The organism is Vibrio ziniensis (assembly GCF_011064285.1).
In the GTDB taxonomy this organism is placed as follows: domain Bacteria; phylum Pseudomonadota; class Gammaproteobacteria; order Enterobacterales; family Vibrionaceae; genus Vibrio; species Vibrio ziniensis.
In genome coordinates, this window is record NZ_CP049332.1 from 304686 (window position 1) to 330500 (window position 25815).

Below are 25815 nucleotides of genomic sequence, written 5' to 3' on the forward strand. Positions count from 1 at the left end.
TGATGGGTTTTAGAAGAACCCTAGAGGGTTAATATCGTAGCTCACTAGTAAGTTTTTCGTATTTTGGTAGTGGTTAAGCATCATTTTGTGAGTCTCTCGACCGATGCCTGATTTCTTGTAGCCACCAAACGCCGCATGTGCTGGGTATGCGTGATAGCAGTTAATCCACACTCGACCCGCTTCAATGTTACGTCCCATACGGTATGCAAGATTAGTGTCCCGAGTCCAAACACCTGCACCTAGACCATATTCAGTATCATTGGCGATGGCGAGTGCTTCTGCCTCATCTTTGAAGCTCGTGATAGCAATGACAGGGCCGAAAATTTCCTCTTGGAACACCCGCATTTTGTTGTTACCCGCCAGCATGGTTGGCTGAATGTAATATCCCTTACTGATGTCACCGTTTTGCAGCGCAACTTCACCACCAAAGACCACTTTTGCGCCTTCCTGACGACCAATCTCCAAGTAACTTAAAATTTTATCGAACTGCTCTTGTGAAGCTTGAGCCCCTACTTGAGTGTCTGTATCTAAAGGGTTGCCTTGTTTGATGGTTTTCGCACGCTCTGACAATTTCGCCACAAAGCGGTCATAGATAGATTCATGAACCAGCACGCGAGAAGGGCAAGTACACACTTCGCCTTGGTTAAAGAAGCCGAGCAACGTACCTTCAATGCATTTTTCTAGATAAGCATCTTCATGATCGAAGATATCTGCAAAGTAGATGTTTGGAGATTTACCGCCAAGCTCCACAGTAGAAGGAATCAAGTTGTCAGCGGCACATTTCAGAATGTGATTGCCCACTTCGGTAGAGCCAGTAAACGCCAATTTTGCAATACGGTTACTGGTCGCAAGAGCCTGACCGGCTTCATTACCAAAACCGTTCACCACGTTAACCACACCTGCAGGGATCAAATCACCAATGGTTTCCATCAATACCAAAATGGATGTTGGTGTTTGTTCTGCAGGTTTTAGCACCACACAACAACCCGCAGCCATCGCAGGCGCAATCTTCCAAGCGGCCATCAGCATTGGGAAGTTCCAAGGAATGATTTGACCAACAACACCAATCGGCTCAGGAAAGTGGTATGCCGCTGTATTAGCATCAATTTCGGCAGCGCTGCCTTCTTGAGCACGGATACAACCAGCGAAATAACGGAAATGATCGACCATTAGAGGAATATCGGCCGCCAACGTTTCGCGAATCGGTTTCCCGTTTTCCCAAGACTCAACATAGGCCAGTTTTTCGATGTTCTCTTCAATGCGGTCTGCGATTTTCAGTAGTATGTTTGAACGCTCAGTCACACTGGTTTTACCCCACGCCGCACGAACACTGTGCGCGGCATCAAGAGCGAGATTAATATCTTCTTCACTTGAACGTGGCACTTTACAGAATACTTCGCCATTAATTGGCGATGGGTTGTCGAAATACACTTCACGGACAGGTTTTACCCATTCGCCGCCAATATAGTTATCGTATTGATCTTTAAAATTAAAAATCGAATTTGCTGTTCCTGGTTGCGCATAAATCATAGTTCAGTCCTTGTAATTGTACATTCACGTTATTGTTAGGGTTTGCAGTGCTCATTTTCACACCTGCTTGTTACGTTAACGCAAATCACAAGCCAAACTCGTCGGTCTTGTTGTTAATAAATTGTAAAGCTATGATTAACAAAATGATCGAAAGCATTAAGTGGCAATGGAAACGCTGTTTGGGTACTGCCACCCATTGTTCCAGTGTCCCAAAATGACACACAGCTACTGTCACAACATGGAACAGTTATGCAAATTCAAACAGTTAAAGATTGGCTTTCAACATCTTGGCATCGAAGTGAAGAAGCAGGGCTGACTCAAAGAAGCCGTCCAGAACACATTCTGTTACCCAATTACGAGCTTAAAGAGCGTAAATGGTTAGCCACATCATTACTTGCTGCCGTCGAGAAACATGCGTTACCACTGTTTAATCAAATGTGCGGTCACAGTGACAGCCACTTAGTGTTAACGGATAAAGAAGGCGTGATTCTCTCCACTTGGGGACAACCTCGTTTTAAAGAACGTTTAACTGAGATTGCTCTGGAATCAGGTGCATGCTGGCAGGAAAGAATTAAAGGAACCAACGCAATTGGTACTGCCATTGTTGATGCCCGTCCAGTAACCGTCGTTGGCGATCAACATTACATCCGACAACATCATTTCATCAGTTGTTCTTCATGCCCTATTTTTACTCATCAGGGTGAACTACTTGGTATTCTGGATATCACCAGCGAGCAGCAAAAGCACGACCTATCCACTCAAGTGCTCGTTCAAAGTATGGTGCAGCTCATTGAAAACCATCTGCTGTGCGAAATACCTCAAGGTTCCACCAGAATTGATCTCGCTTGTGAACGTTCTCTACTTAACAGTGGCTGGCAAGGTATTGTTATCGCTGATGAGGGCGGAAAGATCATCGCCCATAACCACATAGCGGCTCAACTTTTGGCGCAGAACTCAGTAGTAGGTCACACTATTGATGAAGTGTTTAATCAAAGACCAAAGCCATTTGTATTTGAAAAGCACGCCCTAACCAATAAGCATGGCCAAACGCACTCTTACACCGCTTCGTGCGAACTTCATTTTGGTGACAGTAATGTTGAACAAGCATGGCAACAAGCGAACAAGCTGATCGATAAAGATATTACGCTGATGATTCTAGGTGAAACCGGCGTAGGTAAAGGCGAGTTTGTAAAAGCACTCCATCAGCAAAATCCGAGAAAAACCAAAGCACTGGTCAGTGTTAACTGTGGTGCATTGCCAAAAGATTTGATTGAATCTGAACTCTTTGGCTACGTGGCGGGCGCGTTTACCGGAGCAAACAGCAAAGGTTATCAAGGAAAAATTCGCCAAGCAGATAAAGGCATTTTGTTTCTCGATGAAATCGCAGACATGCCATTAGAAGCACAGTCTCGTTTGCTGCATGTGATTCAGGATAAAGTGGTGATTCCTGTTGGATCAAATCAAAGCTATCCAGTGGATATCCAGATCATCGCTGCCACTCATAAAGATTTAGAAATAGCCGTTGAAGAAGGAAGTTTCCGTCAAGATCTGTACTATCGGCTGAATGGTTTGATTCTGCATTTGCCCGCTTTGCGCGAGCGGCAAGACAAAGCGGCTCTGATTGAAAACATCCACAAAACCTATCGTATTGGCGATCAGTCGTTATCACCTGATCTTATGGAGTTACTAACCAGTTATCACTGGCCTGGCAATATAAGAGAGTTAGATAACATGATGAAGGTTGCTTGCCTGCTTGCCAGTGATGAACCTCAATTAGAGTTGGAACATGTTCCAGGCCACATCAGAAAATCTCTACTCAATCACGTTGCTGATAGTGCGTTTGAACGTGCTGCGGTAGATTTAAAAACCACAGTAGAAGATAAACTCCTTAAAACATATCAAGCGAATCAAGGCAACATAAGCCAAACATCGAAGATGCTTGGCATCAGTCGTAACACCCTTTATCGAAAGCTCAAATCCATCGGGATTTTGAAATAGCTCGAAACGACTTTATAGATGGCTGATTGGTTATACCAAATAATCAGCCACGTTCACTTGATCTATCTGCTCAGATTCTAAAAATTCCTTGGCGTAATCCATGTATACACCTGAGTTGAGGAACAGGGCGAACAGGTCTGCGTCGATGTGATTATCTTTGACCATAAAACTCATGATTTTTAGTGACTCGGACAACGTCTTCGCTTTCTTATATGGGCGATCTGCACTGGTCAACGCTTCAAAAATATCCGCAATCGCCATCGCTTTACCCGCAAGAGGGATTTCATTTTGGTTAATTCCCTGTGGATAGCCTTTGCCATCCAATTTTTCGTGGTGGCTGCCAGCGATAAGCGGAATATTTTTCAAATGGCTTGGGAATGGCAGCGACTCCAACATCATCATGGTTTCTATAATGTGGTCGTTAATGATGAATCGTTCTTCATCATTAAGAGTACCGCGTTCAATGCTGAGGTTGTAAACCTCACCCTGATCATTCTTGTACTGCTTAGGTTGCAATTGGAAACGCGCATCACGCGTTTTATTACTTTCCCAAGGAATATGATGTGACGCTTTATCTGACAATAAAGACTCAGTAACCGGCAATTCATTCGGGTCATCTTTATATCGCTTGAGCTCTTCATGCCCGAGACCTAATCGTGAATCCAGAGTGCGTTGCCATGTTTTAGCTGCAATATCTTGAATGCGTTGTTTATATTCATCACTTAGAAACTCGTTACCTTCGTTCATTTGAGCGATAAAGGCGAAGTCCTCATCCAGCTGTCGGCATTTCTCTTCCACCGTCATTTTTTGATCTACAGGAAGTTCACCAAAAGCCTGTTTGTAAACTTCAATTTGAGCATCTCTTTTTAGCACTTCGAAACGAGTTCTGACTTCGTGGATACGGTTATAAATAGTCTCCAGTTTAGTCGCTTTATCCACCACATATTCGGGTGTCGTTACCTTGCCGCAATCATGAAGCCATGAGGCAATATGCAAAGCCTCTTGGTCATCAGGAGTCAATGAATATTCCTCGAACGGAGGTAGATCCGATTCAGCGGCAGCACTTACCAAACGCTCGGTTAAAACAGGTACGCGTTGGCAATGGTTTCCTGTGTATGGCGACTTGGTATCGATAGCGCCTGCGATAACACGAATGAAGGCTTCCAATAACTCTTTTTGCTCTCTTAAGTGTTTTTTGGTTTCAATCGCCAGTGAGGTATATCCCGTTAAGACTAAAGTTAACGGTAGAGTTTCATCCAATATTGATTGCTTTTGCTCATTGAGATAAGCAAGGTTCACACAGCCAATACATTTTTCATCGCGGTTATAAAGCGGCACCAATATCCACCAGACTTCTTCTGGCAAACGAAGCTTTCGCGCAAACTCAGGAGAATTTTCATAAATCAGATACTCCTGATTGGTCACCTGAGAGTATATCTGTCTTACTTTCTCGCTGTTATCTAAGTAGGCAAGAGAAACATCATTCTTATCTTTGGTTTTCCCATCCCAATAAATATGCGACTCCAAGCGACCTTCATTCTCATTCCAAATCGACAGAAATGCGCTTTGAGCCATAGTGACCTTAACCAGGCCTTCACTAATCACAGATTGAATTTTCATCGAGTCTTTTTGCTTAGAAATTGTTCTGGTCAACTCGAAGAAGTTACGGATAGTGACGTTCATCCCTTTTAAAGCTCTGCTCAGATCTACAATCTCTTTGATTCGACTTGGTCTGTAATTTGGAGCATCAAATTTAAAATGGCTTATGTCTTGAGCATTTTTTGTTGCCAAGCGGATTGGACGGCTAATAAACTGAGCCATAATGTAAACAATTGGCAAAACAAGTAGAGCCAAAATAAACGCCGTAGCAATGGCATGATGTCTGATAGCAGCAGCTTTATCTAATAACTCCACCTCTTTAATGGCAAACAACAAGTAAAAGTCTTTATCACCTATTTTTGCCACAGGGAATACTTCACCGAACCATTTTTCACCCTTGATTATCTCGGTTTTTAGACCATTGCCCACCAAACTTTCATCCAATATAACTTCTCGAATATTTGGAAATGGCAACTGGTCGATGGTTTCCAACTTATCAACCGCGATACGATGGTTGCTACCTTCGCTGAAAGCGTAGATATAACGTTGATTTTTTTCAAACAATAGCCTAGTTGAGGGATGACTCTCAGCACTCCCCGCGAGTACACTGGACACGCTAGACAATAGAATCTCAGCAGCGATAACAGTTCCCGATTCGGCTTTCTTTTGAACGGTTACACCAATTTGCTGCTGCACATTAAAGAACTTCGGTCTTGCCAGGCTCATCTCATTACTTTTTGCCGCTTGATACCAAGTCTCTTTGCGAGCATCTAACCTATTATTGGAGATAGTTTGAGAACCAATGACTTTACCTTCAGCGCTAAAAAAGAATAGCGTCGCATATCCCTTCTCATAAGAAGAGATAACACCAAAAAGCTCTGCATTTTGGGGAACGGGGATATTTTTCATCCATGGCGATTGCGTATTTTTGAGTGCTGCAATGATATCGCCATTGCTATAACCGATGAAGTACGCATTAACTCCCGGTTGGGTGTGCAAAAGCTTTTGCAAAATAGCGATGTATGAAATGCTATCTTCTTTAAATGTTTGCTCACCGAGCGAAGTAAGTTCTAAGGTACTGATGGCGTCCATTGCGGGTTGAAAAACTTTTTCGAAATCGCCTTTTGTAGTGGTAGCTATCTGTTCAAACAGCGTTTGATTCGCTTCGAAGATGATGTTGTCGATACTTTTAGAAGAAGCCCATATTTGCAACAAACAAGAACCGGCTACCACAGTGACAAACATCACAGACAAGTGAATATGAAGTGGCATAACAAATCTCGAATACCACCGCTCTTCTGTTTTCTTCATTCCAGCTTTCCCTAGCACAACATTTTGTAAAGATAGACTATTTCTACTTCTCATAAGTAGGAATTATGTCATCAGATTAATTGGTTCTTATGGTACAGTTCGCTTTACGACTGCACTTGTATGATCATTAAACGTCAGAACACCATGCTAAACCCTAAGCTCATTACCCTACTACCTGATTTAGCGACATTTATCTTAATTGTAAATGAAGGCAGTTTTACCGCGGCTGCTCACAAGTTAGGTGTTACTCCTTCTGCATTAAGTAAACTTATTACTCGTTTAGAGCAAGCTTTGTCAGTTAAGCTGTTTGAACGTACAACACGTAAACTAATGATTACCCAAGCTGGACAAAAAATTTACGACCAATGCTTAGTAATGATCAATGCTGCTCAGCAAGCAGTCGAATTATCAAGCTCAGATCATACTGAAGCGTCGGGCACGTTAACTGTCGCAGCACCGGAAGCCTTCCTAAACTCAGTGTTACAGCCTCTTGTCGTACCTTTCCTCAAGCAATATCCTGAGATAAAACTCAGATTAAGAGCTGCAGACGGGGAAATTGATCTGTTCAAGCACAATGTCGATGTGGCTTTTAAACTCACGGATAAACCGGATGAAAACTTGGTGTTAAAGGAACTGGCGAAAACCAATCTGGTGCTGTGTGCCAGCCCTGAATATCTCAAGCAAAGAGGCATACCGAAACATCCGACGTATCTCTCACAGCATGATTGTCTCTACCTCGCGGAAACCGAGCATGACCATATTTGGAGCTTTTTAAAGGACGACGAGTTCCACACGGTGGCAGTCACTGGCCGTTTCGCTGTAAACCAATCACAAATACGTTTGAACGGAGCAAAAAATGGCTTGGGTATTGGAATATTCCATGACTTTGTCGTCCAAGATGCGATCGCTAACGGAGAAGTAGTACAAGTGTTAGAAGAGTGGACAATTAAAAGTAATTATCATGGTGCGATCGCGATGCAATATGCTCAAACTAAATATATGCCTGCACGATTGAGAGTTTTCATCGACTACGCACTCGAACATTTACGTCCAAAACTCAACCGTTAATACGTTACGAGGACACCATGTTAAAACGAATTCATCACGCTGCGATTATTTGCTCTGATTATCCTCGTTCAAAAGCGTTTTATGTGGACGTTCTGGGACTAAAAATTGTTGCGGAAAACTACCGTGAAGCGCGCGACTCTTATAAGTTGGACTTAGCATTGCCTGATGGCTCGCAAATCGAGTTATTCTCATTTCCCGATGCTCCGAAAAGACTGAGTTATCCTGAAGCTCAAGGTTTACGTCATCTGGCATTCTGCGTTGATGATGTCGCTGCGGTTAAGCATAAACTTGAACGGCAAGGAATCACGGTAGAACCAATTAGAGTGGATGAGTTTACTGGCAAGCAATACACATTTTTTGCTGACCCTGATGGCTTGCCACTGGAGGTATATCAAAGCGAATAACGGCATTGCCATCCGTGTTGCATAAGCCATTTTAATATTAAGTTTATCACTAGCAAATTGACTAAACTTTTGCATTACGCATTTGCATTTTGCAAATTCCGGGGCGCAAAGCGTTCATAAAAGCTTCTATCAGGTCACTGAACAACCAAATAATTAGCTAAACCTATAATAAACAGATTGGCATGCAATATGCTTTATATTAGGTGACCCTTATTAAGCCGAGGGTCACCTAGCCAACTGACGTTGTTAGTGAATATATTTTTGTTCACATGTTATATCAGCCAATCGTATGAATTACGGTTGGCTCTTTTTTTATCTATGAGCAAGACTATATTGCGGTCTCCTTTCTCCATAAATACAGAACTTATTTCACTAGCCCAAACTCATCATTCTGCTCGTTATATTCTGAACTTTCGATTTATGATTCAACTCATCTTTTTTCTTAAATATCAGTGGGCTGTTGTTTGACTTTGCTTAGATCTGCGTCAAAACTTTATTCAGAGTAAATTGGATTGCCGAGAAAGTTATGTCGAACGAGCGCCCCCTGTGGATACCTAGTGAAGAGCGAATTCAAACTTCTAATCTTCAACAGTTTATTCAACACATCAATATGCAAGGTGAAGCAGTTGAAACATATCAACAGCTTCATCAATGGTCTGTGGCTGACAAAAAAAAATTTTGGCTCGAAATCTGGCAGTTCTGCGATGTGATTGGTTTTTGCGGTAACTGCATTTACGGTGAAGGGATTGCTCGATGGCAACAGTTTTTGCCCGCCCGAGACACCATTTGGTTCCCCCAAGCACAGCTTAATTATGCGGAGAACCTACTTTCTTACGCTTTCCAAAAACCAGAAGGTATTGCTATCTGGTTTAAAAACGAAAGTGGGCAAACTAAGAAGCTCTCTTGGCAACAGCTTAGCGATCAGGTCTCTATCGTTCAGCAATGGCTCACACAAAATGGTGTGGCAAAAGGCGATGTGGTTGCGGCGTGTTTACCCCATATGCCTGAAACTGTAGTGGCTATGCTAGCTACCACCAGCTTAGGCGCAATATGGGCATCCACATCTCCGTCCGATGATATAGAAAAAACAATTGCGCGTTTTGAACAGATACAACCAAAAATCTTGTTCTGCTGTAACGGTTACAGTTTTAACGGTTCAAATCATCTGATGGAAGAGAACAACTCAAAAATTGTCCAAGTAATTGAAAGTATTGAAAACACATGCCAGATAGAGTATCTACAACAACGCGAGTATAGCGTCAATTTCAACGATACGTTTTCAGACTGGCAGTCACTACTTTCTAGCTATCTCCCTCGTGGACTTACATACGAGCGTATCGGTTTTAACGATCCTCTGTTTGTCTTATTTTCTAGCGATAAGATATCTGGTGATGAGTACGTACCTCCGAGATGCATCGCTCACAGTGTCGGTGGAACTGTACTAAACCACCTCAAAGAGCATCAACTGCAATGCGATATCCAACCCGACGATCGTGTCCTGATTAACACTCAATGCGACTCAATGATGTGGAATTGGCACATCTCAGCGCTAGCGAGCGGCGCAACTTTAGTCATTTACGACGGATGCCCTCTTTATCCACAACCTGGTGTTTTATGGGAACTCGTTCAAGAAGCAGAAGTGACTCTATTAGGAACCCCCGCCAACTATTTGCAGACCCTCGAAGAAAAGGCTTTTTCTCCCGGTAACTTTTACTCTTTAGCATCAGTTAAAACATTATGCTCAAGGGGTGAAATCCAATTTGATTATATCTATGACCAAGTGAAACCTGATTTACATCTCTGTGCGATGTCCTGTGATGCTGATGTTCTCGGCAACTTCGTCATTGGCAATCCTATTTCTCCAGTATACCGTGGCGAGTGTCAAGGTGCAGCGCTAGGATTGGATATTGATGTGATTCGCGATGATGGTGAGTCAACTGATCTTACTGTCGGAGAACTCATTTGCAAAAGCAGTTTTCCCAATCAACCAATCGGGTTTTGGCATGACGACGGCGAACAATATCATCTGGCTTTTTGGAACAATAATGATGGAACTTGGCATCAAGGAAGCCGAGTTAAAATCACCAGTACTGGAGGAATACGATGTTACGGCGTTGACAAATCCTAGCCGTAACAGTGAGTATCTATCTTATTCGAATACCGATCTTATTTAGGAAGAACAACCAATAAGGTATTACGATTGTCTGCTCGAGGAAGCAGTTCAACGCTACCTCCATGAAATTTGGCTATATCTCGAGTGATTGACATGCCAAGCCCTGCACCATCGCCCTTCTCTGTATTGGCTCGGTAGAAGTTATCGAACATTTTCTCACGAGTTTCCTCTGAGATATCTTTACCCGTATCACTCACATAGACTTTTATGCGCTCTTCTTGCTCTTCCAGTCTGATATTGATTTGAGAACCGTCTCCCGAATAGCGCATAGCATTATCGAGAAGATTAGTTAGTAGAATTCTAAGCAGCGCTTCATCGCCAAGCACTTTAATACTACCACCTTCAAAAGAGACATCTTGCTGATGTTTAAGGGCAAGAGGTACGCGTTCGGCAATGATAGCCTGGCAAAGCTTGGTGAGATCCGTGGCTGAGAACCGCTTCTCATGAATACTGTCCACTTTCGCCAGCGTCAGAAGCTGATGAATCATTCGATCCGTCCTATCAATCCCTTGTAGAATATTATTTAGGTCTGATTTCAATTGCTGCTCATTTTGACTCATCATAGCGTTTTCTGCATTTAGCCGCAGTATGGTCAGGGGTGTTTTCAGCTCATGGGCAGCCATTCTGGTAAAGCGTTTCTCTCTTTGCCATGCTTGGTCAAGTTCGTTGAGCAAAGCATTGAGTGCTGAAACCAACGGCGATAACTCTTGAGTCGGGTTCGCTACGTAGATAGTGTCCAATTTATTAGCACTACGCTGAGCAATCGCTAATTTGAGCTCAGAGATCGGCTTAAAGTGTTTATCAATTAAAAACACCATAACCAGAGCCAAACACGGAATTAAAATCAACTGAGGTAACGCCGCTGATAGTGCTAATTCGTAAATCATTTCATCGCGAATTGACTCTTTTTCTGCGACAAAAATATACTCATGCTTAGTGTTCATTGAATTGGGAAGCGGCAGTTGGAAATATCGCCAAGGCTCATTTTGTATATCCATATAACCAAAACCAGTATATTTGGAGTCATGTTTAAGGTTATCGACCCCTGGAATAGAACTCCAAATCAGATCACCGGCAATATAAAACTGAACGAGAATATTTTGCTCGTAGGGGTGCCCAAAAGGCGTAGGGGCATCATCATTTTTAGCTTGTATAGCAATCCGTTTCATCCAGTTATCAAACAGCTCACGAGTGTGACCAGACTGAAGCGGCTGCTCGGAAATCGGCATGCTCAAAAGTAACATCTTTGCTGATTGCCCTAGGCGAGCATCATAAACTTCTTCGATTTCATGCCTCGACGAAGAAAAACTAAAAATCAAAGAAATCAGAATCAATACAGTTGAAAGCAGCACCACTGATATTGTTAATCGCTTTTTAATTGAGAAAGTTACATCGGTGTTATTTTTCAATGATATACCCCACTCCTCGGATATTCTTAATCAGGTTATTGGGGACCTTCTTGCGCAAATTGTGAATATGCACTTCAATCGCATTATCACTGGCTCCTTCATCCCAACCATGTAACGACTGTTGTAGCTGCTCCTTACTCAGTACTCTCCCAGCTTGAGTCATCAAAGCAGTAATTAATTTAAACTCGTTATTAGTTAACTTTAGTCTATTTCCATCAAATTCAACTGCTTGCTCTGCTAATGAGAGAGAAAGTTGTCCAACAACGATGCGTTCATCACAATATCCTGATTGACGACGAATAAGCACCCGCAACCGAGCCATCAATTCTTCAAGTGCAAATGGCTTAACCAAGTAATCATCCGCACCGCCATCTAAGCCTTTTACTCTGTCTTCAATATCATCTCGTGCCGTGAGTATTAATACTGGTAAGGTATAACCTGCCCGACGTAGATTTCGTAATACCACCAACCCATCAATATCCGGCAAAGTCAGATCCAAAATGACGGCAGCGAATTGCTCTGTTCTCATAACAATCTCTACGCCACCGCCTTTGTCTACCCAATCAACGGTATAACCATGGCGACTTAGCGAGGTCACCATGGATTGTCCTAGTAATGCGTCATCTTCAACTAAAAGTAACCGCATGGTTATTGGAGTTCTCCTAATAATTTAGATATTTCCTGCTGACGTCCTTGGTCAGCGAGAGGTCGATCCGGACGCGGCGGGGCTTTCTGTGCTTTGGTCAGATATTGAATGGCTTCTTTCTTTCTTCCATCTTGCGCTAAGAAATCGGCGTAAAAATAATTAGAGTCAATACCATTAGGATTGAGTTCCAACGCTTTGCGAAGCATTTTCTCAGCCATTTCATCGTCACCGAATCCAATCGGCCACCCCGGTACTTTGTAGTATAGCGAACCCAAACTGGTATACGCTGAACCACTTAACGTTTCTGGAGCATTGTCAATAACTTGCTCCAGAAGCGTCTTCGCTTCTTTGGCTAATGATAGCGCTCCTAACCCCCCCTCAGCACCGGCTAGAGATGATTCATTAATTGCTAGCCATAACTTTAGCTCTTGCCGATTAGGCTCATCTTTCAGAGCTTGCTTATTATGCTGAATTAAACTCTCTAAACAGTGAACCTGGTTATCCATATCTTTTGATTGATACTGACAAACAGCCCATTTGTGCTGAATCACCATTAATGAGTCTGCTTCGGCAGCATATGTAGACGCCGCGGTGCTCAAACAGAAAGCAGTCATTAACATTGCTCGTAGAAATTTCATAACTCGTTCCTCAGTTACTTTCCATGCACTTGATTAATAAAGTGGTGAATGGTGTCTTGCTGTTTTCTAATAGAGTTGGAAACTACCGTCGGTAGGATCTGGTTGATGCGTGCAAATATCTTTTCTGGCCAGCCAATCCAGCGTGCTGCTTGCTCTTTTTCCAATATGTCAATCACATGTTCTGCCACAATGGTCGGAGAATCACTTTTGTTACCAAGCTTTTGATTCATCTGATTAACCAAGTGATCGTTGAGTGAAGTATCTGTTGCTCTTGGAGCAAGGTAAAGAGTGCGAATGCCCGAGCCATCAAGCTCTCTGTCTAATGCTTCGCTAAAGCGTTGCAAACCTGATTTCGCAGCGCAATAAGTGGTGTAGCCAGGAAAACCAATTGAGCCAAAAGTGGAACCAACATTGAGAATGATCCCCGGGCGGCTAATCCAAGAAAGCGCCGACTGACTCAACAACATAGGAACCAGTAAGTTCAAACGTATTTCGAGCTCTATAGACGCCGTGGTTCTTTGTGCAAGAAAGCTAAATTGATTACTCCCCGCATTGTTGATCAGGACATCGATACGCTGCCCCTTCTGCGAAAGGTTCAAACAGGTTTGCTTGACCTTCTCAAGACCGCCATCAGTAGATAAATCTGCGACCAGAATTTCATGTTGATGAGGAAACTCTAAGCTATCTTTCAAGGCTTCCAACTTATTGCTATTGCGCGCGACTAATAGCAGTTTTGCACCTTTGGCTTCGAGCGCTTTCGCGACTTCTTTTCCAATACCGCCGGAAGCGCCAGTCAACAGCACGCGTTTATCTTGCAGTTCCATACTCGCTCCTTAAGCCGCATTCTTCATCGCTGATGGAGTTAGGTCTTTCAACATCTGGCCGTAGAGTTGAAACACCATATTCGCAGAGTCTATGATCGCCGCTTGGTCTTGTTCGTCTGTAATTTGGTTCATCAAATTCTCGAACAGTTGGATATGGTCTTGGTCCAATACGCTGTGCGAGGTTAAATAGCTCATTGCGTTATCTGGTAGATTCAGGGTTTGCTTCACCAAAACCGCCACTTGACCGCCAACGCCAACACTGGTGCCTTCCAGCACCCAAACCATGCCAAAAAACGCGATAGGATTGCCACGGTCAATTTGGTTGTATAGATACGCCACCATCAGTTCGATAGCAGAACCTACGCGACCATTACCTCTGTTTGCTCTTACTGCATCAGCACTCACGCCACACGCTTTTATGTCATTTAAGATCCATTCATGATGGCCTTTCTCTTCCTCGATATATTCACCGATAGCCTGACGCAACCATTCATATTTTTCAGGTAAACGAGCGCCACACGCCATCAATAGTGGTACCGTGTGTTTCACATGATGAAATGCCTGAGTGAGAAAACTGACATAGGTATCGAGGTCAATTTCACCGCGGGCACAAGCTGCAAAAATAGGAGCTTGTAACATCTGCTGTTGAGCGGTTTGCGTTTCTTTCTTAAGGATTTCAAAAAATGCAGTCATGGCTGTCACCTCATCATTCTAATAATCAGATTCGTTAATAAACATATTGTTTTATTTGTGGATTGGCGTAACGGTTCGTTTAATCTCATCGTCAGCCCTGCTCAACATCCACTGTTCAAATTGGGAGCGAATTGGGCGACCATTACTGGTGTAAAAACCCGCAAGTAAACGCAACCCTTGAGTAGTAATTAAAGTTTTGACTTGTGCGTAGTCAGGAAGGCGTTGGTTAAGTTGCTTAATTGACGCAACAACCTGTTCAACGTTCTGGTTCTCAATAATCGCAGTCAGAGAATCTTCTCCATCACCCACTAGCACCATGCCATACAAAGCCATGAATGCTTGCGCTTCAGACTCTATCCATTCAGGTGAAATGTTGCGCCCAAATGCCGTAATGATTTGATTCTTCTTACGACCATCAATTACAAGGAATCCATCGTCATCCAGATACCCCAAATCACCTGTGGCATACCAGTCTTGTTCAAATGGCTGATCGACATATCCCAGCGCAACACAGCCCGATACATAGATTTCACCATCATTCGAAACTTTTACGTCAATGTGAGGAAGTGGTTTACCGCTAGTTCCGGCTTTGTATGCTGAAGGCGTGTTCAAACTTACAACAGATGCGTTTTCAGAAAGCCCATATCCTTCATAGGCTGGAATGCCCAAGCTGTGTGCCATTTCTAACAGTTGAGGAGAAACACGCGCACCACCGACAGCAACGAATTCAAGATTTCGAGCTAAGGTTGGCATCGCTCTGACAACTTCAATCAATGCCATTAGCAAAGCGGGAGTTAGCACCAAGCTGTTCGGTAGGTACTTCGCTAATGCCAACGCAAATTGCGATGCGTTAAACGAACTTGAGCCAGTCAGCCCCACTTGTGTACTTTTCAACACCACCGACGATGCTCCTAAAATCAACGGAACGTAGATACCTGTAATGTTTTCTAGAAGGGTAGAAAGAGGCAAAAGGACGAGATGCCTTTCGCAATTCACCTCGTTGGCAATGGTGTCTGCCAATGATTGACTGACTTTTGATAGCTGATTTTGACTCAAACAAACGCCTTTCGGATGGCCTGTTGAGCCAGAGGTAAAAGTTATTTTCGCTGTATGTGGCAGCAAAGACTTGCCGCCTTCAACTGTGCGTTTCCAAATGCTCAAGTCTTCAACTTCCCCGACCATTTTCGTGTCAGATGAAGCATTTATGCTCCAGTTTCCCACTAACAGGTCTGCACCAGACTCTTGCAAAATATGCGTCACTTGTTCAGTGGTGAAAAACAGAGGAACAGGTACGTTAGGGATATCCGCATACAAAGCAGCAAGGTCGGCAATGACCCAATTAAGGCTATTGTCAGCACGCAAAGCGATACATTTAGGCGAATACTGAATGAGTTGCTCCGCAGCTTCTCGAACTCTCACCAGCAGGTTCTGATAGGAAACCTCTTCAAACTCACCAACAAATGCAATTTTGTTCGGCGTATCAATAGAATGGCGAATCAGAGATTCAATGATCATGTTCATAGAGCGCCTCCACGAGCACGTAATACTTTTTCAGCAAACAGTGCTTCTAAGTGAGCCAATCCATGCTTCAAGTTACCCGCGACAATGCGTGGCTGATGCTGGTAATAGTTACCCCATGTGTAGGTTGCATCCGGAATCCGTAAAGGGTCTGCTTCGGCTAAAATTGTTGTTTCTAAACCCAAACGGGACATCATGGCATACAGTGGGTCCGTAGCAGTGAAAATGCACCACTCATAGCCGCTTTCCACCAATTTCTGAGTCATCAAAAGAAAGTGAAGTGTAGAAAAACCTTTTGAAAATGAAGCGAGCTGACCAAACTCAATCAGATTGTTACGTTCTATCGAGCAGTGGTAAATCCGACTTAAAATAGAGTCGGCTGAAACATCTAAATACTGTTCAAGAAATAATGGTTCGTCACTAGCAATACGAAATCCGCACAGTGAGCGAATGTCCTCGCCTTCCATTAATGCCATAAACGTTGGCATAAACGTATTCAAATGAGCATCAAAAGCTAAGGAATAACGTTGGGAAATGTAGTTTTCAATATCACTACGCTGCGGATGCAAGCGGTCAATAATTGCAAGTTCAAATGGATGGGATGAAAAATAATCAGCCATACAAGAAGCCCTCTCTGCTAGCTATAGAGGAAGCTTAAAGAAGGAAACTTAAGGAAAACTTAAGAATATAATTTTTTATTCAGACAAATTGGTACAAACAAAAATGCCGCTGTTACAGCGACATTGATTCATTATTCGATATTTAGAACGATTATTCTTCGTCTACTTTAGGTGCAACTTTCTTCTTAGGAATGAACACGTTGTCACCCACAGCCACGTTTTGGTAGAAACTCTTGTCGCGTTTAACTGGCTTCTTAGCCACTTTCTTCGCTTGCGACTTAACGCTCTTAGCTTGGCCTTGATCTTTACGAACTGGTTGTCTTGGTTTAAGACCTTTAAATTTACCAGTTAAACCTTCCAGCTCATCAAACTGAATATCTTGTTGCAAGAAGGCTTCGACACGCTTGAAGCTATCCCAGTCTTTAGGACCAACGAGAGAAATCGCATCACCTTTATTACCCGCACGGCCAGTACGACCAACACGATGAACGTATTCTTCCGTGTGCTTTGGCATGTCAAAGTTGATAACGTGAGTTACGTTAGCGATATCCAAACCACGTGATGCTACGTCAGTCGTCACCAGAATTTTGAACACTGTGCGCTCAAACTGACTCATGATGGTGTTACGCTGTGCTTGGTTTAGACTACCGCTCAGAGCTACCGCTTTCAGTTTTTTCTCATTCAGTTTCTCGGTCAGACGCTCAGTGTCAGCACGAGTTGCTGTAAAGATAATGACCTGACGGTAGTCCGCATCGTTTAATACACGGTCGAGCAGCGCTTCTTTGTGATCTAGGTGATCACACAAGTAGAAACGTTGACGAATATCTTTGTGCTGTTCGTTAGAAACACCTACCGAAATACGACGAGGGTCGTTCAGCATTTCAGCCGCAATATCGTTAACTTCAGCGTGGTCTAACGTTGCAGAAAACATCAATGTTTGACGACGGCGATGTTTTGCTGCTTTATGAATGTGACGAAGTTGAGGCGCGAAACCTAAATCCAACATACGATCTGCTTCATCAAGAATCAGCGTATCTACACCATCCAAGAACAATGAACGATGCTCAAGGTGATCCGCTAAACGTCCTGGTGTTGCCACAATAAAACGTGGATGACGACTTAACGCTTTCACTTGATCGTTAAAATTTTCACCACCCGTGATCAGCGTACCTGTATAGCTTAAGCCACCTAACATCACACGCAGCTCGCCATAAACCTGCTTTGCCAATTCACGAGTTGGCAGCAGGATAATAGCGCGCGGATCTTTTGCTGAGAAAGCCTTGGTTTTTAAAGCCTTGTGCAGTGTAGGAAGCAAAAAGGCTAATGTTTTACCGGAACCAGTTTTAGAAGACGCCAACACATCTTTTCCTGCAATAGCAACAGGAATAGCGATCTTCTGGATTTCGGTCGCTTGTTTGAAATCGTAATGAGCTAGGTTTTTCAATAAGCGATTATCTAAGCCTAAATCTTTAAACTGCAAAGGATTCTCCAAATCAGTGGGGTAGCCGAACATATATGGCTAAATGGTCAAATTCAAAGCGCAGTATAATACCGCGATTAGTACGCTAATAGATAGAGATCACAGAAAATAATATCTCTTCCACATTATCAATAGTATAGGCTTGATGAACTAAGTTAGCTTAAACTAGCTTTTAACTAAAATTTTACGCAATCAATTGATTTGATAATATTATTTTGGATTAATTTTACGTTTATCAATTATGCGAAGATTAAAATAATGGCTACAATATAACTCGCCACTATATAGAAATGTAGCGGGTGTTTTAATAGTTACATAAAATCAAGGAGTTCATATGAACAAGATGTTGATAGCAGCAGTGTCTTCTGTATTACTACTAGCCGGTTGTGCATCAGGTCCAGACGAAGCAACAACAGCAAAATTGGACGAGCTAAGTAACCAAGTTAGTCAGCTAAGTGATGAAGTTGCAGCACTTAAGAGTGAGCATGCAGCTCTAGAATCAAAATCAACTGCAGCATCTGATTCCGCAATGGCAGCACAAGAAGAAGCAGCGCGCGCAAATGAGCGTATCGATAATATCGCTCAGTCGTACACTAAATAGTATTTCACGCCAAATGTATCTCTTAAGCCTCCTGCCCCTTCAATAGGGAATGGAGGCTTAATTTTTTCCATTAATGTTCACCGGAATCGTTAGCGATTAACTTGCCACTGTTGGAAAACTTCATCTTGCCTCATACTTTTTCTATCACAGTTGATATTTCTGTGCCAAAAGACGTTTTTCTTTGTATCGCTGTATAAGCTCCTGTTGTGATTTGCCTTTATTGCTGTAAAACAGACCATCATTCAACAACAAATAGTCAAAGTTGTTCTCCAATATGTCTAGAACAATAGAAATACGTTTAAGAGTTAACGACGTGCAAGACTGACCATCAATGTCATCATCAATATCAAGCACATGAGAGCGAAATAACTCTAGCAGGAAGAGGTGCCAAAGCGCCTCATCATTAACTAATGCAGTCTGCCAAGCAGAGATGATGCTTTGATAGTGATTAATAACCATGACTTTTGCTTGATGGGCCTTTAACCATTCAACTTTTTGCTGATAGCAAACCACAGCTCGTTGCTTCAGCGTACGATAAAGTGCCAACTGTTCTACTAAAGGCTGCTCTCTCTTGAGTAGCCAACCAAAAAAGAAACGGGTTTCAAAACGTTCGACCATGTGGAACAAAGGGTCTGTGATGCCGTTACTGTTAAACTCACTTTTAGGATCAAACGAATACATATAACCGAAATCGAACAACCAAAGCTGTTGTTCTTCGTCCACAAGCAAATTACCACTACAAAGATCCCACTCCATCAAACCATACTCTTCACAGGCCAAAAGAGTATTGAACAGCTGCTCCATCAAATCTGATGTAATTTCGCTAATGTGCTCACCCTCAATCCACGGCGACAGAATAATCCCCAAGCGATAATTAGCATAAATCGTTGGCACTATATGAGCGAGTCGTTGGGCTGTCTCGGGTTTCTGTTTGAGTTTTTGCAGATCATTACGGCGCTGAACTTCGTTTAAAAATGAATACTGACCATCCAAATTAGCCACTTTTGCCACTTGACGACGCTTCTTCAAGTTGTACTCTTTACCATCAATTCTTAAGTGATATATCTCTGCCGTCAGCCCTGAGCGAATCACTTTTAGTACAAACGGCGAGTCTTCTGTTATTGCTGCAAGAACGGAAGGTTGCAGAGGACAAAGCGGCTCGTCACCGATGATTATGTTCTCGCTGCTCTCATCAAACTCTTTTTGCTGTTGTTGTCTTAGATTCATGATGCTATCTCGTCGTTATTGGTGTTTATTATCGTTTAAAGTGTTAATAAAAACCGTACCTGATGAAAAAACATCATACTTTGCATCAAAATTGCAGGAGGACATTGAAAGAAGGAAGTGCTAAAGAGAAGGCTGAGAAGCCTCACTTTCCCAAGAGGGAAAGTGAGTGAAAACCATCAGACTATATGAATAAAAGGCTATATGACTAAAAGACTGTATACCTAGCAGACAATACACATAGGTGTGTGCGTAATTGGGCATTGATGAATTTGTGCGTCTAGCTCAAACACCTTTGCAAGCAACTCAGACGTAAGAACTACATCCGGTGCTCCTTCGCTCATCACCTGCCCTTCCTGCATGACAATTAAATGATCACAATAGCGACAAGCCTGATTGATATCATGCAAAACCGTCACTATGGTTTTACCTTGCTGATTCAACTTACGAAGCAGTTTCATCAACTCCACCTGATGGTTCATATCGAGATAAGTGGTTGGCTCATCAAGCAATATGTAGTCTGTGTCTTGAGCTAAAGTCATAGCTAGCCAAACTCGTTGTCTTTGGCCTCCGGAAAGATCGGTAACCGCTCGTTCTGCAAAACTCTCAACGCCAGTGGCTTTCATTGATTGCTCAACAATCGCTTTATCGCGTTCAGACAATTGTCCCCAGAACCCCGTGTATGGGCTGCGACCATACGAAACTGCGTCACGAACAGTGACACCTTCGGGTGGCTCTTGAGATTGAGGTAATAGCGCCAATTGTTGTGCTAATTGACGTGAAGATATCTGTTCAATCTTCTCATCGTTCCACAATACAGCCCCATTTTGCGCTGACAAAATTCTCGAAAGCGCCTTCAACAAAGTTGATTTTCCACAGCCATTCGGCCCTAACAGAGCGGTAATTTTACCTTCAGGAACAGTTATGTTTACTCCCTTTACGATTGGGACTTTGCCATACCCGACAACAAGATTTTCAGTCGTTAACGCCATGAGTTATCTCATTTTGATTAATAGATATAAGAAGTAAGGAGCTCCGATAATCGCCGTCATAATGCCCGCAGGTAGCTCAATCGGCGGGTCAATTGTTCGCGCCACCAAATCCGCAACAAGAAGCAAACTCGCGCCGACTAACATGGATGTTGGCAACAATGCCTGATGTCGCCCTCCCACCAATTGTCGAGCCAAGTGCGGAGCAACTAAACCAAGAAAGCTAATCGGTCCGCAAACCGCCACCGACACTGAAGTCCAGAGTACAGCGACAAACAGCGCACCCGCCCTCACCCAAGGTACAGAAATACCTAAGTTGCTGGCTCTTTCATCACCGAGAGTGAGTAAGTTCAGCGCATGACTTAACCACAAAACGACAGGAGCCAGAACGAGCCATGGCACTATCATCGAAAGTTGTGCCCAGCTTCTTCCCCACAAACTTCCCGTCAACCAAAGCAATGCATTGTTGATTTCTAACGGCTGAGTCAGGATCAGAAAATCGATACCGCTGCTGTATAACGCTGCCAGCGCAACACCGGTAATTGCTAGGCGGACAGGCGTGGTATTTACACCGCACACTAACGCAAGTAAGAACGCAGAACTTATTCCGCCAACCAGCGCCGCCAAAGGCAACCAGTAGACAGAAACCGAAGGAAACAGCGTCATCATAGCCACCGCAGCCAACCCTGCTCCGTGGCTTACGCCTAAAATATCTGGCGACGCTAACGGGTTTCGAATTACGCCCTGAATCAATACACCAGAACTTGCAAGCATTGCCCCAACCAGTATGGCAATCAGAGTTCGTGGCAAACGGTATTCGTGAATAGTGAAGTAGTGCTCGCTGCCAGAAAATAGCCCTTGCCATACCTGTTGAGAGGCTAAGTTAACCGCTCCAAAACTCAGGTTAGCAACAATTGCGATAGCAACAAAAACGGTCAGAAAGACTTGCGTACGTAAAACTGCATTCATCGCTTCTGCCTTACTAAATAGAGAAAACAAGGCGCACCGATAATAGCGAGTACTGCTCCAGCAGGTGTTTCGGTTGGAAAGATAACCGCACGACTGAGAACATCTGCGCCGATAGTTAACACCGCCCCAAGCAACATAGTCACAGGCAATAGTATTCGATGATCGTAGCCAACCAACAAGCGAGCGATATGAGGCACAATAAGACCGACGAAAGCAATCGCACCAACACTGCTGACACTAACGCCCACCAACACCAAAACGGATAAAGCAATCGCCGCACGTAGCACATTAAGATTCACGCCAAGGCTCTTTACTCGCTCATCACCCATAACTAACAAATTCACTTTGGGCGCAAGTAATAAGCTGAGTATTAAGGCGCTAGCCAATACCGGTGAGCTCCATGCCCATGTATCCCAGCTTGCGTGGGCGAAAGACCCAGCCAACCACACCATTACGCTGGCAGCCTGATCCTCTACCAAAATCACACTCGCTTTGGTTAATGCGCCACATAATGCAGATATCGCAATGCCCGCTAAAACCAATTGACCTCGTTCAGCACCCATTTTCCAAGCACCGCCGAGAACCATAACCAGCACCCAAGCAGCAAGGCCACCGACCATCGCGGCAATTGGGCTAGAAATAATGTCCGTTGAGAAAACCGTGGTCGCTAATGCGATCCCTAAAGCTGCACCCGCGTTAACGCCAAACAAACTTGGAGACGCCAACGGATTACGGGTTAAACCTTGCATCAATGTGCCAGCACAGGAAAGGCTTGCACCTACAATGGCAGCCTCAAGCACTCGTGGCAGGCGAATTTCTTGAACGATGACATGAGCAATAACGTCAGGTTGAGGCGACCAAACGCCAGCAATCGCATCCATTGCAGAGACGGGGACGGCTGAGTAGCTAAATAAACCAAGCCAAACCATCAAAACAAGTCCAACAATGAGCGTGGTAACCACACTCATTATTCTCATTTTGACATGCATTAAGACTTAACCAACTTCAACAAGTCTGCTGCCATATACTCCGCAGCAAGAATGCCTCGGCATCGCGCCCACATGTTGCCATCAACATGAAAAACTTGTTTGGCTTTTACAGCATTAAGCACATTCCACAATGGCTGTTTCTGCCACTGTTTTACGATGCTGTTTTGAGTGTAATCACCAACAATCAGATAATTCGGGTTAATTGCCAAAAGCTGTTCAAGGCTGATTTGGCGAGAAGCGTTTTCATTTTTTAACCCTTCTGGAGAACTTAACCCTAGCGCTTGAATCACCCCACCCGCGTAAGACTCCGACGAGTGTGCAAAGAAATCATTTTCGCGTGCAACACCAAATTGCACCGTTTCATGCTCAAGCCCGTGTAACTGTTTTGCATAGTCCTGCATCAATTGCGTGTGCTGTTGTAAACGTTGCTGCATTTCAACATCTTTACCAATCACTTTACCGATAATCGCCGCGGATTTTAGGTTGTCTTGATAGGTCTCTCGACGAGAAGGAAGTAAAAGTGTTGGCGCAATTTTGCTTAAATCGTTATACACCGCTGAGTGTCGGTCTACGTCGGCAATAATCAAATCAGGCTTTAACGACGCAATAACCTCCAGACTTGGTTGAGAGCGAGTACCGACAGATTTCCATTCTCCCAGTTTTTCGCTCACCGCTGGAAGCAACCGGCTAGCATCGTTATCATCCGCAATACCTACAGGGCTCACCTCGACAGCGGCCAGAGCGTCAACAAAAGAGAACTCTAACGCTACGATTCTTTTTGGCGTTGAGTTAATAGTAAATTCACCGTGACTGTCAGTGACAGTTACAGCTGAAGCAAAGAAACTTGCGCACCAAGTCGCGATCATCGCGCTGCGTATAAACCAAGAAAACCATTTCATCATCAATACCTTTTGGAAAAATAAAGAGCCTCGAACAAATGAGGCTCATAAAAAATTAGAACTCGTAATTAGCCGTCAAATAAATACGGCGCTGTTCACCTGGGAAATGCCCTGTACGGTCGATAAATCCACTCACTGCGTACTCTTTATCAAACAGGTTTTTTACATTCAGTTGGAACTGCCACTGCTGCCAGCGTGTTTGCCATGATGCATCAAATACTGAGTAGGCTTTTACAATCTGACCGCTCTGGTTGTACTGCTCACTGACATGATCCGCGCCGAAACCAACGGATGAATTCAACATAGTAATGTCATAGCGCGTCCATAACCCCAACTGGTGATGAGGAGCATTCGCAAAGCGAGTTCCAACGCTACCCGAAATACCGTCATAGGCTTGCTTCACACGAGTGTCGTTGTAGGCGTAGCTAAGGTTTGCCGTCCAGTTTTCGGTTATATCCGCCAACATATCAACTTCAACACCCTGACTGCGAACTTTGCCGTAAGAGACCAAACGAGTGTCATCATCGGGATCAGTTTGAAGAATGTTCTCTTTAACCATGTGATAGAGAGCTAAATTGACATTAAGTGCATTGTCAAACCAATAACTGCGTACACCCGTTTCGTACATCAGGCTCTCTTCAGGATCAAACGGGCCACCATTTGAATCAGCTTGATCAGAAGCATCCTGTGGTACAAATCCGGTTGCGACTACTGCATAAGGGTGTAGATTCGGATTAATTTGATAGGTAGACCCTAAACGATAGGAAAGCCCTGAACCTTGATACTCACTGATAGAGTTTTCTACTAGGTCGTTAACTTTGTCTTTGAATCCGTCAACACGAACACCAGAAAGTACATTCCAACGGTCAGTAAGCTGCCATTGATCCTGCACGTAGGCTCCGTAACGTTCGGAACTCGATTCCGTCTGCTTTGACAGCGTGAGGGTATAACCCGAAGTATCCGCACCGTATTCTGGATCTGTCAGGCTGATTCCCGTTACGCTCTTATCAACGTAATAAACATAATCTTCATTAAGTCGATAGTAATCGCCACCAAACAGCACAGTGTGGCTACCCAGCTCTGCAACTAAGTTAGCAGACAGTGAACCCGCTTGGTTCTCGCGCACTTGGTCACGGTACTGGCGCTTACTCCAGTCATAGACACCATCGCCGTCAGTATCCACCAAGCCCATAGGTTCATGGTATTTCTGCGTTTCTTTGTTCTCATAATAACGAGCCGTAACATCACCACTTAGCCAAGCATTAAAGTCATGCTCAACTTTAATCTGGTAAACCTGTGCTTCGAGGTCTTGATAGTCAGAAGTCTCATTAGCGTTCCAGTTAATATCTGCAAGGAAGTTGCCTTCATTATCGGTTGGAATACCGCGTAAACGAGCACCACCGTAATGTTGAATGATGTCTGTAAATTGAGTTGTCACTGTTGTGGTATCACCTAAGTCCCACGCATAACCGAGGTCGATAATTCGATTACGAACATCGGTGTTGTTGCGTGAAGGATTCTCGTGATCTTGATAAATCGCGACACGGTAGCGTTGAGTTTCATCCTCATTGGCAGGACCAGAAAGCTCTACACTACCACTGGCGAAATTTTGATTTCCTGCTGTAACAGAAACACGACGATGAGCCTCGTAAGTGGGCTTCTTGGTCACATAGTTAATCACGCCACCAGGCTCGCCACTTCCCATCACCGCTGACGAAGGTCCTTTCAATACTTCCACTTGCTCAATATTGAACAGCTGTGGAATGGAGAAACCATTAAACGGGTCCCCTCTCACACCATCATAAAGAATTTGATCCTGACGAAAGCCACGAAAAGTCACACCGGAATAAGAGTATTGGCTTACACCGCTGATTGAACGGTATAAATCCGTAATTTGACGAGCGCCTTGATCTTCGATCAATTGCTGTGGAAGGACCTGAATCGACTGAGGTGTATCGTCAATCGCCGTCGGTGTTTTGGTTGCAAGACTGGTTTCTTGTGAACGATACAAAGAAAGCGCGCGACCATAAACTGTCACCGTTTCAGCCTCATCAGTAATGGTACTTTGAGTGCTGTCATCTGCGGAAAAAGCGGGGGAAGAAACCGCCGCCAACATCGCTAAAAAGAGAGAAGAGTAGTTGAATTGAGCCTTCATGGGGTTGTGTTTATAGCTGATTTATATTTAGAAGGCCTGCGAATCTAACTGAGTTTTATTCTCATTACAAATGATAAA

20 protein-coding genes and 1 pseudogene are annotated in these 25815 nt (G+C 43.7%); 5 read left to right on the forward strand and 16 right to left on the reverse strand.

Going from position 1 to position 25815, the window contains the following annotated elements:
• Positions 1-9: 9 nt before the first annotated feature.
• Entirely contained in the window at positions 10-1530 is a 1521-nt protein-coding gene (gene exaC / locus G5S32_RS16405; RefSeq protein ID WP_165313172.1) for an acetaldehyde dehydrogenase ExaC, read from the reverse strand.
• Between the two features lie 249 nt (positions 1531-1779).
• Between exaC and G5S32_RS16410 the strand changes: the two genes are divergently transcribed.
• Positions 1780-3528, forward strand: coding sequence for a sigma-54-dependent Fis family transcriptional regulator (locus tag G5S32_RS16410; RefSeq protein WP_165313174.1), 1749 nt, complete (start codon positions 1780-1782; stop codon positions 3526-3528).
• Positions 3529-3558: 30 nt separating this feature from the next.
• Here G5S32_RS16410 and G5S32_RS16415 read toward each other — a convergent pair whose 3' ends face one another.
• Positions 3559-6438 carry an HD domain-containing phosphohydrolase gene (locus G5S32_RS16415; RefSeq protein ID WP_165313176.1) on the reverse strand — a complete coding sequence of 960 codons (2880 nt, stop codon included), beginning with the start codon at positions 6436-6438 and terminating at the stop codon, positions 3559-3561.
• 144 nt (positions 6439-6582) lie between these two features.
• On the opposite strand from G5S32_RS16415, the gene G5S32_RS16420 reads away from it, so the two are divergent.
• From G5S32_RS16420 to G5S32_RS16430, 3 genes and pseudogenes are all read left to right on the forward strand, one after another.
• Entirely contained in the window at positions 6583-7506 is a 924-nt protein-coding gene (locus tag G5S32_RS16420) for a LysR family transcriptional regulator (protein ID WP_165314176.1), read from the forward strand.
• Positions 7507-7523: 17 nt separating this feature from the next.
• Positions 7524-7910, forward strand: a complete 387-nt coding sequence (gene gloA2, locus G5S32_RS16425; RefSeq protein ID WP_165313178.1) for an SMU1112c/YaeR family gloxylase I-like metalloprotein — start codon at positions 7524-7526, stop codon at positions 7908-7910.
• A gap of 526 nt (positions 7911-8436) precedes the next feature.
• A pseudogene (locus G5S32_RS16430) lies at positions 8437-10023 on the forward strand (AMP-binding protein); the annotation flags it as partial.
• A gap of 53 nt (positions 10024-10076) precedes the next feature.
• On the opposite strand, the gene G5S32_RS16435 reads toward G5S32_RS16430, so the two are convergent.
• The 8 genes from G5S32_RS16435 to G5S32_RS16465 all read right to left on the reverse strand — a co-directional run bounded on the left by G5S32_RS16435 (position 10077) and on the right by G5S32_RS16465 (position 17911).
• Entirely contained in the window at positions 10077-11492 is a 1416-nt protein-coding gene (locus tag G5S32_RS16435; protein ID WP_165313182.1) for an ATP-binding protein, read from the reverse strand.
• Positions 11482-12138, reverse strand: coding sequence for a response regulator (locus G5S32_RS16440; RefSeq protein ID WP_165313183.1), 657 nt, complete (start codon positions 12136-12138; stop codon positions 11482-11484). Before G5S32_RS16440 ends, G5S32_RS16435 begins: the two co-directional genes overlap by 11 nt.
• Positions 12139-12140: 2 nt before the next feature.
• Positions 12141-12776 carry a tetratricopeptide repeat protein gene (locus G5S32_RS16445; RefSeq protein ID WP_165313185.1) on the reverse strand — a complete coding sequence of 212 codons (636 nt, stop codon included), beginning with the start codon at positions 12774-12776 and terminating at the stop codon, positions 12141-12143.
• Positions 12777-12790: 14 nt separating this feature from the next.
• Positions 12791-13600 (reverse strand): SDR family oxidoreductase, encoded by an 810-nt coding sequence (locus G5S32_RS16450; protein ID WP_165313187.1) that lies wholly within the window; start codon positions 13598-13600, stop codon positions 12791-12793.
• A 9-nt stretch (positions 13601-13609) separates the two neighbouring features.
• Entirely contained in the window at positions 13610-14293 is a 684-nt protein-coding gene (locus G5S32_RS21540; RefSeq protein ID WP_246201162.1) for an iron-containing redox enzyme family protein, read from the reverse strand.
• Positions 14294-14344: 51 nt separating this feature from the next.
• Entirely contained in the window at positions 14345-15814 is a 1470-nt protein-coding gene (locus G5S32_RS16455) for an AMP-binding protein (protein ID WP_246201163.1), read from the reverse strand.
• Positions 15811-16431, reverse strand: a complete 621-nt coding sequence (locus G5S32_RS16460; RefSeq protein ID WP_165313189.1) for a thermostable hemolysin — start codon at positions 16429-16431, stop codon at positions 15811-15813. Before G5S32_RS16460 ends, G5S32_RS16455 begins: the two co-directional genes overlap by 4 nt.
• Before the next feature lie 151 nt (positions 16432-16582).
• Positions 16583-17911: a DEAD/DEAH box helicase gene (locus G5S32_RS16465; RefSeq protein ID WP_246201164.1), complete on the reverse strand. Its 1329-nt coding sequence runs from the start codon at positions 17909-17911 to the stop codon at positions 16583-16585.
• A gap of 334 nt (positions 17912-18245) precedes the next feature.
• Here G5S32_RS16465 and G5S32_RS16470 point away from each other — a divergent pair, with 334 nt between their 5' ends.
• Positions 18246-18512, forward strand: a complete 267-nt coding sequence (locus tag G5S32_RS16470; protein ID WP_165313191.1) for an Lpp/OprI family alanine-zipper lipoprotein — start codon at positions 18246-18248, stop codon at positions 18510-18512.
• Between the two features lie 144 nt (positions 18513-18656).
• Here the strand turns inward: G5S32_RS16470 and G5S32_RS16475 are convergent, their stop codons facing one another.
• From G5S32_RS16475 to G5S32_RS16500, 6 genes are all read right to left on the reverse strand, one after another.
• Positions 18657-19739: an AarF/UbiB family protein gene (locus G5S32_RS16475; protein WP_165313193.1), complete on the reverse strand. Its 1083-nt coding sequence runs from the start codon at positions 19737-19739 to the stop codon at positions 18657-18659.
• 221 nt (positions 19740-19960) lie between these two features.
• Positions 19961-20728 carry a Fe(3+) dicitrate ABC transporter ATP-binding protein FecE gene (gene fecE, locus G5S32_RS16480; protein WP_165313195.1) on the reverse strand — a complete coding sequence of 256 codons (768 nt, stop codon included), beginning with the start codon at positions 20726-20728 and terminating at the stop codon, positions 19961-19963.
• 3 nt (positions 20729-20731) lie between these two features.
• Complete coding sequence (fecD, locus tag G5S32_RS16485) at positions 20732-21694, reverse strand: Fe(3+) dicitrate ABC transporter permease subunit FecD (protein ID WP_165313197.1); 963 nt, start codon at positions 21692-21694, stop codon at positions 20732-20734.
• On the reverse strand, positions 21691-22662 hold the full coding sequence (locus G5S32_RS16490) for an iron chelate uptake ABC transporter family permease subunit (RefSeq protein ID WP_246201165.1): 972 nt from the start codon (positions 22660-22662) through the stop codon (positions 21691-21693). The genes fecD and G5S32_RS16490 overlap by 4 nt, the downstream gene beginning before the upstream one ends.
• Positions 22663-22682: 20 nt before the next feature.
• Complete coding sequence (locus tag G5S32_RS16495) at positions 22683-23582, reverse strand: Fe(3+) dicitrate ABC transporter substrate-binding protein (protein WP_281347263.1); 900 nt, start codon at positions 23580-23582, stop codon at positions 22683-22685.
• Between the two features lie 55 nt (positions 23583-23637).
• The gene (locus G5S32_RS16500; RefSeq protein WP_165313201.1) at positions 23638-25737 is read right to left on the reverse strand and encodes a TonB-dependent siderophore receptor; all 2100 of its coding nucleotides are present in this window, start codon (positions 25735-25737) and stop codon (positions 23638-23640) included.
• Positions 25738-25815: the final 78 nt, after the last annotated feature.